The organism is Arhodomonas sp. KWT (genome assembly GCF_010993615.1).
This window is the reverse complement of record NZ_WNXE01000093.1, coordinates 1-11,313: the sequence shown is the minus strand read 5'-3', so window position 1 is coordinate 11,313 and position 11,313 is coordinate 1. Positions and strand designations below refer to the sequence as shown.

The 11,313-nt window shown below is 70.4% G+C and carries 16 protein-coding genes; 11 read left to right on the top strand and 5 right to left on the bottom strand.

The annotated features are described in order from the left end of the window. Positions 1 to 704, bottom strand: a 704-nt coding sequence (locus G7A99_RS12865) for a LysR substrate-binding domain-containing protein (RefSeq protein WP_163140716.1), incomplete at its 3' end; no start/stop codon positions are given. Between the two features lie 217 nt (positions 705 to 921). On the opposite strand from G7A99_RS12865, the gene G7A99_RS12860 reads away from it, so the two are divergent. From G7A99_RS12860 to G7A99_RS12835, 6 genes are all read left to right on the top strand, one after another. Next, positions 922 to 1,971: a cyclase family protein gene (locus G7A99_RS12860; protein WP_163140714.1), complete on the top strand. Its 1,050-nt coding sequence runs from the start codon at positions 922 to 924 to the stop codon at positions 1,969 to 1,971. A gap of 114 nt (positions 1,972 to 2,085) precedes the next feature. Beyond that, positions 2,086 to 2,505, top strand: coding sequence for a GNAT family N-acetyltransferase (locus G7A99_RS12855; RefSeq protein WP_018719114.1), 420 nt, complete (start codon positions 2,086 to 2,088; stop codon positions 2,503 to 2,505). A gap of 64 nt (positions 2,506 to 2,569) precedes the next feature. Beyond that, positions 2,570 to 3,007 carry an antitoxin Xre/MbcA/ParS toxin-binding domain-containing protein gene (locus G7A99_RS12850; protein WP_018719113.1) on the top strand — a complete coding sequence of 146 codons (438 nt, stop codon included), beginning with the start codon at positions 2,570 to 2,572 and terminating at the stop codon, positions 3,005 to 3,007. Continuing rightward, entirely contained in the window at positions 3,004 to 3,486 is a 483-nt protein-coding gene (locus G7A99_RS12845; RefSeq protein WP_018719112.1) for an RES family NAD+ phosphorylase, read from the top strand. Before G7A99_RS12850 ends, G7A99_RS12845 begins: the two co-directional genes overlap by 4 nt. Positions 3,487 to 3,526: 40 nt before the next feature. Next, positions 3,527 to 3,964, top strand: a complete 438-nt coding sequence (locus tag G7A99_RS12840) for a nucleoside deaminase (RefSeq protein ID WP_018719111.1) — start codon at positions 3,527 to 3,529, stop codon at positions 3,962 to 3,964. A gap of 133 nt (positions 3,965 to 4,097) precedes the next feature. Further along, positions 4,098 to 5,126 carry an aldo/keto reductase gene (locus G7A99_RS12835; RefSeq protein WP_163140712.1) on the top strand — a complete coding sequence of 343 codons (1,029 nt, stop codon included), beginning with the start codon at positions 4,098 to 4,100 and terminating at the stop codon, positions 5,124 to 5,126. Positions 5,127 to 5,163: 37 nt separating this feature from the next. On the opposite strand, the gene G7A99_RS12830 is transcribed toward G7A99_RS12835, so the two are convergent. After that, a complete protein-coding gene (locus G7A99_RS12830; RefSeq protein WP_018719109.1) occupies positions 5,164 to 6,060 on the bottom strand; it encodes a DMT family transporter in 897 nt (298 codons plus the stop codon). Between the two features lie 99 nt (positions 6,061 to 6,159). Between G7A99_RS12830 and G7A99_RS12825 the strand changes: the two genes are divergently transcribed. Next, entirely contained in the window at positions 6,160 to 7,029 is an 870-nt protein-coding gene (locus G7A99_RS12825) for a LysR family transcriptional regulator (RefSeq protein ID WP_163140710.1), read from the top strand. A 23-nt stretch (positions 7,030 to 7,052) separates the two neighbouring features. On the opposite strand, the gene G7A99_RS12820 is transcribed toward G7A99_RS12825, so the two are convergent. Continuing rightward, a complete protein-coding gene (locus G7A99_RS12820) occupies positions 7,053 to 7,688 on the bottom strand; it encodes a LysE family translocator (RefSeq protein ID WP_163140708.1) in 636 nt (211 codons plus the stop codon). 180 nt (positions 7,689 to 7,868) lie between these two features. On the opposite strand from G7A99_RS12820, the gene G7A99_RS12815 reads away from it, so the two are divergent. From G7A99_RS12815 to G7A99_RS12805, 3 genes are all read left to right on the top strand, one after another. Continuing rightward, entirely contained in the window at positions 7,869 to 8,027 is a 159-nt protein-coding gene (locus G7A99_RS12815; protein WP_018719106.1) for a YqaE/Pmp3 family membrane protein, read from the top strand. Then, positions 8,024 to 8,392 (top strand): DUF4112 domain-containing protein, encoded by a 369-nt coding sequence (locus tag G7A99_RS12810; RefSeq protein WP_163140706.1) that lies wholly within the window; start codon positions 8,024 to 8,026, stop codon positions 8,390 to 8,392. The genes G7A99_RS12815 and G7A99_RS12810 overlap by 4 nt, the downstream gene beginning before the upstream one ends. A gap of 65 nt (positions 8,393 to 8,457) precedes the next feature. After that, complete coding sequence (locus tag G7A99_RS12805; RefSeq protein WP_163140704.1) at positions 8,458 to 8,958, top strand: cupin domain-containing protein; 501 nt, start codon at positions 8,458 to 8,460, stop codon at positions 8,956 to 8,958. On the opposite strand, the gene G7A99_RS12800 is transcribed toward G7A99_RS12805, so the two are convergent. Then, on the bottom strand, positions 8,945 to 9,565 hold the full coding sequence (locus G7A99_RS12800) for a methyltransferase domain-containing protein (protein ID WP_205599843.1): 621 nt from the start codon (positions 9,563 to 9,565) through the stop codon (positions 8,945 to 8,947). The genes G7A99_RS12805 and G7A99_RS12800 overlap by 14 nt on opposite strands. 83 nt (positions 9,566 to 9,648) lie before the next feature. Beyond that, on the bottom strand, positions 9,649 to 10,224 hold the full coding sequence (locus G7A99_RS12795; protein WP_205599842.1) for a TMEM165/GDT1 family protein: 576 nt from the start codon (positions 10,222 to 10,224) through the stop codon (positions 9,649 to 9,651). A gap of 325 nt (positions 10,225 to 10,549) precedes the next feature. Here G7A99_RS12795 and G7A99_RS12790 point away from each other — a divergent pair. Continuing rightward, positions 10,550 to 11,313: MCP four helix bundle domain-containing protein (locus tag G7A99_RS12790; protein WP_163140700.1), on the top strand; the 764-nt coding region annotated here is incomplete at its 3' end.

Below are 11,313 nucleotides of genomic sequence, written 5' to 3'. Positions count from 1 at the left end.
CCGAGCCCGCGGCGCACCAGCGCCTTGATCTGGGTGAGGGCGTCGATCTCGGTGCGGATCCACAGCCGCACGCCGTTGTCCCGGGCAGCCTTCTCCACCAGCTCGCGCAGACCGTGGCGACGGGCGGGCAGGATCAGCTCGAAGCGCTCGAGCTCCTGCATGTCCACCGTCCCGTCGTCACGGCCGGCCCCGGGGAGGCTGACCAGGTAGAGGTCCTCGGTGAGCAGCTGCCGGGCGGAAATACCCGGGGAGCGCTGCACGCCGTAGAGCATGGCGAGATCGAGCTGGCCGGCGCGCAGCCAGTCGAGGATATAGCCACTCATGCTCTCGACCACCCGCAGGGAGACATTGGGCAGCTCATGATGGGCCATCTCCACCAGCGGCACGCCGAGCACCAGGCTCACCGAGTTGGGCAGGCCCAGGCGCACGCTCCCGTGGGGGTCGACGCTGCCCGCACGCAGCGCCTCCCGCGCCTGCTCCAGCTGCGAGAGGATGCTGCGGGCATAGCCGAGCAGCTCCAGGCCCGCCTCCGTCGGCGATACGCCACGGGCGGAGCGGGTGAGCAGGGTCACGCCCAGCTCCTCCTCCAGGTTGCGCACGTGCTGGCTGAGTGACGGCTGGGCGACGTACAGCGACATCGCGGCCCGCTTGATGGAGCCGCTCTCCACGATCGCCACGAAATAACGCAGCTGCCTCAGGTCCATCGGTCCCTCTCCTCACAGCGGTGTTGCCCGGCCCCTCGCCCGGGCGACGCCGATAACCTATCCCGCCTATAGGAATTTTGTATCAATATCAGCGAGCACAATAGAAATCCTGAATTATGCTCCAGCACAGGTGCCGCGGATACCCCGACGGAACCGGCACCCCGTCCGCCGTAACGGCGGGCAGTACAACAACTATCGACTCTACAGGAGAGAAACCATGTCCAGTCACGGCATTACCATCGCCGCGCGTCCCCTGGCGCTCGCGGCCGCCGCAGTGCTTGGCCTGGCGGCCACGGCCCCCGCGTTCGCCGAGACCCCGATGGAGCGCCTGCAGGCGGACGCCCCGAAATCCTGGGGCCAGTGGGGCGACGACGACCAGGTCGGTGCGCTCAACTACCTCGGCGCCGAGCAGGTGAAGAACGGCGCGGCCGCCGTCTCCGGCGGCGAGATCTTCTCGCTGCAGATCCCGATGAGCCACAACTTCGGCCCGGTCTTCCCCGGGCGCATCCCGATGATGCACTACATGGCCCAGGACGAGAGCACCTTCGCCGCGGGCAAGAAGGACCCGCTGCCGGGCGGCGTGAAGTTCTCCGACGACGTCGCCTTCATGTACCTGCAGGGCACCACCCACGTCGACGCCCTGGGCCACGCCTGGTACGGCGAGCGGATCTACGGCGGCGTCTCCGCCGAGACCACCGTGGACGGCCACAGCCACGCGGACGTCGCCGCTATCGGCAAACGCGGCGTGGTGGGCCGGGCGGTGCTGCTCGACGTCGGCCGCCACATGGGCGGCGACGACACCCGCCTGGACAACGACGAGTGCATCACCCTGGCGGACCTGAAGGCCACGGCCGAGGCCCAGGGCACCACCATCGGCAAGCGGGACATCGTCATCGTGCGCACCGGCTCCATGGCCCGCTATTTCGACGAGAAGACCAACAGCGAGTGGGACGCCATGTCGGAGCCGGGCCTGTGCTATAGCCACGAGATGGTGCAGTGGTTCGCCGACATGGAGACCCCGATGATCGCCGCGGACAACCTGGGCGTGGAGAAGGTGGTGCAGGAGATCGACGGCGACACCGTCGTGATCCCGCTCCACGGGGCGCTGATCCGCGACCTCGGTGTCGTCCTCTCCGAGATCTACTGGCTGGAAGGACTCGCCGACGACAGCGCCGAGGACGGGCAGTACACCTTCATGTTCGCCGCGGCACCGCTGCAGGTCGAGGGCGGCACCGGTGCACCGGTGAACCCCATCGCCATCAAGTAGGAGCGAGGGCGGCGGTGCCGAGGCATCGCCGCCCTGCTGGCGGCCCGGGGATCACCGGCCATAAACTCGGGGCGGACCGGCACACCGCCGGCGGACACCAGACAGGAACCCCGGATGCCCGACGTGGAATACCGCACCGACACCCCGGTCACCACTGCCCAGTTCACCGCGCTGCTCAACGCCTCCTCCCTGGGCGAACGACGGCCGGTGGACGACCCGGACTGCATCGCCGGCATGCTCGACAACGCCGACCTCACCGTCTCCGCCTGGGCCGGCGGACGACTCGTGGGCGTCGCCCGCTCGGTGACCGACTTCCATTACGCCTGCTACCTCTCGGACCTCGCGGTCGACCGTGCCTGGCAGGGTCGTGGCATCGGCCGCCGGCTCCTGGCGCTTACCCGCGACGGGCTTGGTCCGCGCTGCCGGGTGTTCCTGATCGCGGCCCCCGGCGCCGACAGCTACTACGAGCATATCGGGCTGACCCGCCAGCCCCGCTGCTGGGTGCTCACCAGGGACGATGCCCTGTCGTCGTGACCCCGCCCCTTGGAAAAGGTACCAAGTGAGCCTATATTCGGGATCACATGAACGGAGGTACGCCATGTCCGCCCACACCGAGGTCCAGCAGCTGGGCGAACTGCTCGGCCTGCCCGATCCCGCCGGCCTGTCCCACCTGAGCCTGTCCGAGGAGCTCGTTCACGGGCTGTCGGTATCGGCGCTGGACCGTCTCGCGCAGGAGATCGCCCCCGGGGACAAGGCGTTCCCGGAGATGATCGTCTCCCGCGCCACCCTCAAGCGGCGCCGGCGGGAAAAACGTCCACTGAGCGCCTACGAGAGCGAAAAGCTCGCACGCACGGCGGGCGTATGGCGCATGGCGCTGGACGTCTACCGCGACGAGGACCACGCCCGGCGCTTCCTCCACCAGCCCCACCCGCTGCTGGAGGGCCGGACGCCGCTGGCACTGGCCGTGGAGAGCAGCGTCGGCGCCGAGGCGGTTGAGCACATCCTCGGGCGGCTCAAGTACGGCTCCGCGGCGTGAGCGTCCAGCGCCTGGACCGGACGCTGAGCGCCTACCGCATCGGCGATCCGGACGGCGACTACCCCATCTACGACGCCACCGGCTCGCGGCGCTACCCCGGGCGCTGGAACACCGCCACCACCCCCGTGATCTACGCCTGCGAGCACTACTCCACCGCCATGCTGGAGAAGCTCGTGCATGCCGGCGGGCTAATGCCCCCGAACCAGCACTTCATCGAGATCACCCTGCCCCACGGGCTGAGCTACGAGATGGTCACCAAGGACGCGCTGCCTGGCTGGGACACCCCCGAGCCCTCCGTGTCCGCCGGGTTCGGTGCGCGCTGGGCCGCCGAGCGCCGCTCCGCGGTCCTGCTGGTGCCCTCGTTCGTCGCCCGGGTGGAGCACAACGTGGTCATCAACCCGGATCACGAGGAGTTCGAACGCATCGGCCACGGCCTGCCGACCCCGGTATGGTGGGACGACCGGCTGTTCGCCGAGTGAGACCGGCCCGCCGCCGGGGCGGCCGACCAGGAGACAGACCATGGACGCATTCATGCAGGCCGCACTGGACGAGGCCCGTCAGGGCTACCGCGAGGGCGGCATCCCCATCGGCTCCGTGCTCGTGCGCGACGGCCGCATCATCGGCCGCGGCCACAACCGCCGGGTCCAGGACGGCAGCGCGATCCGCCACGCCGAGATGGACGCACTGGAGAACGCCGGCCGCCTGCCCGCATCGGCCTACCGCGCCAGCACCCTCTACACCACGCTGTCGCCGTGCCCCATGTGCACCGGCGCCATCCTGCTCTACGGCATCCCCCGGGTGATCATCGGTGAGAACCGGACCTTCACCGGCGAAGAGGCACTGCTGCGCTCACGGGGTGTCACCGTGGAGGTTCTGCAGGAGACGGCGTGCATCGAGCTCATGAGCGCGTTCATCCGCGAGCGCCCCGAGCTCTGGAACGAGGACATCGGCGTGTGAGGCGCGGCCACCTCGACCCGGCGTGACACGGACACGCTTGAATCACGGCCGGGTGGCATCCATCCCTTTCCGGTGAATCCCTCTCGGCCCGTGCCACCGCCACGGGCCCGGGCCCCACGCCAACGGAGGCAGCATGGAATACCGCCAGCTCGGCCGCACCGGCCTCAAGGTCTCGCCGCTCAGCCTGGGGACGATGACCTTCGGCTCCAACTTCATCAACATCGCCGAGGTCGGCCAGGACGGCGCCGACCGCATGGTCGCCCGGGCCTGGGAGGCCGGCATCAACCTGTTCGACACCGCCGACGTCTACTCCTTCGGCGAGTCCGAGGAGATCCTCGGGCGGTCGCTGCGCAACGTCGGCATCGACCGCGACCAGGCCGTGATCGCCACCAAGGTCCGCGGCCCGATGAGCCCCGCCGCGGCCGAAGGCCGGGGCGACCCGAACAACGTCGGACTCTCGCGCAAGCACATCATGGCCGCCTGCGAGGCGAGCCTGCGGCGCCTTGGCACCGACCATATCGACCTCTACCAGGTCCACGGCTGGGACGTACGCACCGATGTCGAGGAGGTCCTGCGCGCCCTCGACGACCTGGTCCGCCAGGGCAAGGTGCTCTACACCGGCTGCTCCAACTGGCCGGCCCGCCACCTGGCCCGGGCGCTGACCCTGGCGGAGGCCCACGGCATGGAGCGCTTCGTCTCCCTGCAGGCGTACTACGCCCTGGTCGGGCGCGAGCTGGAGCACGAGCTGCTGCCGCTGTGCCGGGAGCAGGGCCTCGGGGTGCTGCCGTGGTCGCCCCTGGCCGGGGGCGTGCTCAGCGGCAAGTTCCGCCGGGACAACACCGCCCCGGAGGACGCGCGGCGCAGCGGCTTCGACTTCCCGCCCATCGACCGCGAACGCGTCTGGGATGCGATCGACACGCTGGAGGCCGTCGCCGGCGAGACCGGCAGCACCATCCCCCGCGTCGCCCTCGCCTGGCTGCTGGCACAGCCCGGGGTAAGCAGCGTGATCGTCGGCGCCAAGCGCATGGAGCAGCTCGAGGACAACCTCGAGGCCGCCGAGCTCACCCTCAGCGACGAGCAGATCCGGCGGCTGGACGAGGTCACCCGGCCGGACCCCATCTACCCGGAGTGGATGGTCGAGCGCCAGAACGCCAGCCGCTAGCGTCCGCGAAGCCGGTCACCGGGACCCGGACGGCGTCTCAGGCACGCCGCCGGGTCGCCAGTGACACGCCTGCGCTGGCGACCGCGATGCCCAGCCATCCGGCGGGCGTCACGGCCTCGCCCAGCACGACCCGGGCGATCACGGCAGCCATCGGCGGCACGAAGAAGAACAGTGACGCCACCCGGGCGACCTGTCCCGCCCGGGTCATGGCGAGCAACAGGGTGACCGCGACGAGGGAGTTCCCGATCACGAGATACCCGAGCGCGGCGGCGAACGGCACCGTCCATTCCAGGTGGCCTTCCCCGAGGAAGACCAGGGGGAGACACAGCGCCGCACCGAGGGCGTACTGGATCAGGTTCACGCTGACGGGGTGATGCCCCACGCCGAAGCGTCTCTCGTAGAGCATGGCGGCGACGATCCCCGCCAGCGCCCCCACGGCCAGTGCGACACCGGCAGGGGTCAGGCTCGTGCGGCCGCCACCGGCGAGAATCACCGTCATCGCGCCGGCGAGGCCCAGTACCAGCCCGCACCACTGTCCGGCACGCACACGCTCGCCGACCACCACCGGGGCGAACACCGCCACCAGTATCGGCTGGAGCGAGACGATCAGGGCGACCACGGTGGCGGAGGCCCCGCTATACAGCGACAGGTAGGTCAGCCCGAAGTACACCACCTGCACCAGCACACCCACGACCGCCACGTCGCGCCACTGCTGTGCCCCCCGGGGCAGCGCCGGGCGCAGGATTGCGAACAGCACCGCCATCGCCCCAGCGGCGCAGAGGTAACGCAGCTCCAGCAGCACGAACGGCGACGACGCGTGCAGCGCGACCTTGGCCACGGGGAAACCCGCGGACCAGAGCAGGACGAACACGCAGGGTGCCAGCGCCATCAGCCGCCGGGGATGGGCCGGGACGGCCCCGCTTGTCTCGGCCATGGGTAACGGCCTCCCGATCACTTGCCATAAGGGTCACGGGATTGAAGCACGGGGGATAACGCGCAAAAATTCACCAAATTTGCGTATTATTGTGCAGATATGCACAAATTCGACTGGCAGGATCTCCAGCATTTCCTGGCCCTCGCACACGGCGGCTCGCTCTCGGGCGCTGCCAGGGCGCTGGGCGTTGACCACGCGACGGTCAGCCGCCGCATAGCGGCGCTGGAGGCAGCACTGGACGTCAAGCTCGTCCACCGCCTGCCGCGCAGCGTGCGTCTGACACGGGAGGGCGAGGCCCTGCTCGACCGGGCCGCACTCGCCGAACGCGGCATGGTCCAGCTCGGACACTACCTCGACGCCCGCGCCGGCGCGGCGACTACGGAGGTCCGCGTCAGCGCCTCGCCGGCGGTCGCGACCCGGCTGGTGGCGCCATCCCTGCCGGCGTTTCACCGCGACCATCCGGAGATCACGCTGACGCTGGCTGTCACCCCGGAGATCGCACAGCCGGACCGGGGCGAGGCCGAATTGGCGATCCGGCTCGTCGAGCCCACGGAGGGCGAACTGCTCGCCCGGCGGGCCGGCAGCATGGCATTCGGACTCTACGGCCCCCCGGGCTACGCCGCACGCCCCGGCGCAGAGTGGTCCTTCATCGGCTACGACGACACCTACGAGCACGTCACCCAGCAGCAGTGGCTGCGTTCGGTCGTCGGCAACCGGCCGGTCGTCTTCCGCTCCAGCGATCTGCTCGCGCAGCAGGAGGCAGCGGCGGCCGGCCTCGGCGCGGTATCGCTGCCCCGCTTCATCGGCGACGCGGACGACCGCCTGGTACGGCTGCCCCAGCAGCAGCCGCACCCGTCGGCCCCCATCTGGCTCGTCACCTACCCGGACCTGTTCCGCGCACCGCCCGTGGCCGCGGTCATGACGTTCCTCGCCGGTATCGTCGCCGAGCACTGCCCCCGGGAAGACTGAGGGCCTGGACGGACGACGACGGCTCAGGCGCTCCGCCGTCCGGTCACCAGCCGCACCGCCAGCGCCCCCAGCACGAACCCCATGACGTAGCGCTGCACGGACAGCCATAGCGGCCGGCGCCGCAACCTGGCGGCGAGCGTCGACGCGGACAGCACGATCGCCAGGTTCACCGGCAGGCTGACGGCGATCTGCACCAGCCCCAGGAGCACGCCCTGGGTGAACAGCGGCCCGTACGCCGGCGAGACGAACTGGGGGAACACCGAGAGGTAGAACACCGCGATCTTGGGGTTGAGGGCATTGGTCAGAAAGCCCGTCAGCAACAGCCGCCGGGGGCTTTCCTCCGGCAGCGTCCGGGCCTCGAACGGTGAGCCGGCGCCGGGGCGCACCATCCGCCAGGCGAGATAGAGCAGGTACACCGCACCCAGCCAGCGAACGAGCTCATAGGCAAGGGGCACGGCCAGGAACAGCGCGGTCAGCCCGCCCGCGGCGGCGAGCACGTGGACGAGGAAACCGGCAATCACGCCCAGCAGCGAGAACACGCCCGCGGTCCGCCCCTGACAGATCGAACGGGAAACCAGATAGACCATGTTCGGGCCCGGACTGAGGACCATCACCAGCGCGGCGGCGGCGAAGACCAGGAGCTCCCCCGGTGGGATCATGACACGCCCTCGCGGATACGGCGGTAGTCCAGCCTAACCGGAACCGCGTTCCACGGCGAACGCCGGGCCCCTCGGGGGAATCACGGTGCCCCCTTGCAGAGCGATTATCCCGCCTTCATTTAGTCAATCGGGATGACGGGGCACGGAAAGACGCTTATCAACCCTCGCAGGAGGTGCCCTGTGGACCTGATACGAATTATCTTCGCGATCCTGCTGCCGCCCCTCGGCGTGTTCCTCCAGGTCGGCCTGGGCGGACAGTTCTGGATCAACATCCTGCTCACGATCCTCGGCTACATCCCCGGCATCGTGCACGCGGTCTGGATCATCGCCCGGCGGTGAGCATCGACGCCCGGCCACGGGACGAGGCCGCCGCCCTACGCCGTCTCGAGCGCTTCGCCGTGTTCATGGATACGGCGCTGCCCGTCCCGGGCACGCCATGGCGGATCGGCGCGGACGCCCTGGTGGGGCTGCTGCCGGGGATCGGCGACGGTGCGATGGCCGTGCTGGCGCTCTACCCCGTGGTGGAGGCCCGCCGCCTCGGGGTGAGACGGCGGACACTGGCGCGCATGCTCGCCAACATCGCCGTGGACTTCGCGGTGGGCAGCATCCCGCTGGCGGGCGACGTCTTCGACGCCGGCTTCCGCGCCAACCGCCGCAACGTCGACCTGCTCCGCCGGACACTGGCGGCGTGGCGCCGCGAATGAACGCTCGGGCGCGGACACCCGGGTCCGCTATCATGGCGCGGCAGCACACGCGAACGGAGGAGACCATGGCCGCCACCGCCGAGGAGATCATCCACGCCCTGTCCCTGGAGCCCCACGTGGAAGGCGGCTACTACCGGCGGACCTACCAGGCGGATGCCCAGCCGCGGGTGCTCACACCGGGGGGCGAGCGCCACGCCATGACCTCCATCCACTACCTGCTCACCGCCGCCGCCCCGGTCGGCCACTTCCACCGCAACCGCTCGGACATCGTGCACTACTTCCACATGGGTGATCCGGTCCGCTATCACCTCATCCACCGGGACGGACGCCTGGAGCAGGTGGACCTGGGTCACGGCCTGGCCACCGGGCAGTGCCTGCAGCTCACCGTCCCCGGGGGGGTGTGGAAGGCCTCCGAGCTGCTCGCCGGCGGACACGGTTACGGGCTCATCAGCGAGGCGGTATCCCCGGGCTTCGACTTCGCGGACATGACCCTGGCCGAACGCGACACCCTCGCCGCCGCCCACCCGGAGCACGCGGCGCTGATCCACCGGCTTACCCGGGAGTAACGACCGTGGCAGCCGCGCAACGCGGCCCCCGGCAGTGATAGACCCCGCCCGGCGGCAGGTTACGCCAGACCGGCTCGAACGCCACCGTGCGGAAGAACCGACGGTAGAGACCGTAGTACACCCACGGCATCACCGTGATCTGGCTCACCCAGGGACCACCCCGCTCGGCCAGAACGGCGAACACCCGCTCGCGCAGCGCCGGCGGCAGGCTCGGCGTCGGCAGCCCGCTGAGAACGCCGTCGAGCCGGGATATGCCCCGTTCGTGCAGCAGCGCCTCCAGGTCGGCGACGTCGGCGACCACCACTTCCGCCCGGGGGGCGGCCCGGGCGGCGAGTGCAGCGAAGTCCGGATCGCGTTCCACGGCGATGAGACGGCTGTCCGGGTGCATGCGCGCCGCGGCGGCACGGGTGATGCTGCCGGTACCCGCACCGAGCTCGATCAGCCACTGTGGCCGCCCCGGGTCCACCCCCCGGCAGGTCGCCGCGGCCAGATGCCGGCTGGACGGCGCGAACGACGCCACCCGCCGGCCCTGCTGGAGATACTTGCGCAGGTACAGCCGCCGCTCTCCCCTGCGCCCCTCCACCACGCGTGCATGCATCCGCGTCATCGTGCCTCCACTGGTACCCACCCCGACACGGGGCCTGTCGGCGCAGGCTAGCGGCGGGGCACTACACGGGCACGACAGCCGGATTACAGCAAGTCGACGCCGGGCAGCACGCCGGGCACGGCCAGCACCCCGAGGACCACGAACAGCCCCGCCGCCACGCCGTGGACCAGGCGCATCGGCAAGCGGTTGGCGGCGACCCCGCCCATGAACACCACCGGCACGTTGGCCGCGAGCATGCCCACGGTGGTGCCCGCCACCACCGCCCAGAGCGGGTCGTAGCGCGCGGCGAGCACCACCGTCGCGATCTGGGTCTTGTCCCCGATCTCCACCAGGAAGAAGGCGATCAGCGTGGTGAGAAACGCACCGTAGGGATAGCGCGCCGCCGCATCGTCGTCATCGTCGGGCACCAGCAGCCACAGCCCCATGGCGACGAACGAGACCGCCACCAGCCACTGCTGCACCGCCGGCGGCACCAGTGCGGCGACCCAGGCGCCGGCGACACCGGCCGCGGCGTGGTTGGCCAGGGTGGCGACGAGGATGGCGGCGACGATCGTCCCGGGGCGGCGGAACCGCGCAGCGAGCACCAGGGCCAGTAGCTGGGTCTTGTCGCCGATCTCCGCCAGGGCGACGGAGACGGTCGAGATCAGAAAGGCTTCCAACGGGGATCCTTCGGGGGCGGGCCTCACGGACACGATGACACACTGCATCCGCCCGCCCCGGTCCGGATGCCGCGTGTCAAAGGTCTCGTCAGGCACCTACCGGTGCTGCCCGCGCCACGATCCATTGAGGGATCAAATCTGTTGACGCGCGCCCCGCGGCCACCGGCCCCGGGCGACTACTCCCCAAAGACGGCTCGGAGTGTATCGGCTGCCGCGGCCCGGGTCCAGCCGGCGGGCTGTCATGCGCATGCAATCCGCAACGCCTACAACTGGCGTGCCCGCAACCGGCAGCGGCACCCTTTCCCAGCAGGCAGTACTGGCTCTTATGCGAAACATCACGATTCGCGCAAGACTCTGGCTCACCCTGGCGGTCCTCGTCGGGGCGATCGCCGCGGTCTCGCTCACCGGCTTCTGGCAGATCTCCCGGCTGGACGCGGCGGTCACCGCCGTCGCCGACCGGGCACTGGCCCGTGTACGCGACGCCCAGCAGGTCCGCAGCGCGATCACCGCGATCGAGCGCGCGGAAAAGGGCGCGCTGCTGGCCCGGGCATCGCTGGACATCCCCGGTGCCAAGGCCTACTTCGCCGAGGCGAAGCAGGCGTTCGAGACCCTGGATACGCTGATCGCCCGACTCGACTCCCTGACCACCGGCGCCGGACAGAGCGAACGCCTGGCGAGCTTCCGCAAGACCCTGACGCGTTACCGCGAGCTCCACGGCCGGCTCAAGGACAACGCGGACAAGGGGCTGGTACAGCCGGCAATCAAGCTCAGCGAGAGCGAAGGGGACGCACTGCTGGAGAGCGCCCACGAGACGCTCGGCACTTACATCGACGGCGTCGACGCCGCCGCCGCGCAGGCCCGCTCCCGCGCGGTGGACGGTGCCCACGCGGCACGGCTGTGGATCGCCGGCGTCGCCTCCCTGGCGGTGCTCACCGGGCTGCTGCTCACCGCCCTGCTCGCGAGCCACATCCGCCGGGGTCTGGACCGGGTGGTCGCGACGGCGGATGCCGTTGCCGGCGGCGACCTCACCGCGCGGGTGGCGTGGCCGCGCAACGACGAGATCGGCCGCATGAGCCGGGCACTGGAGCG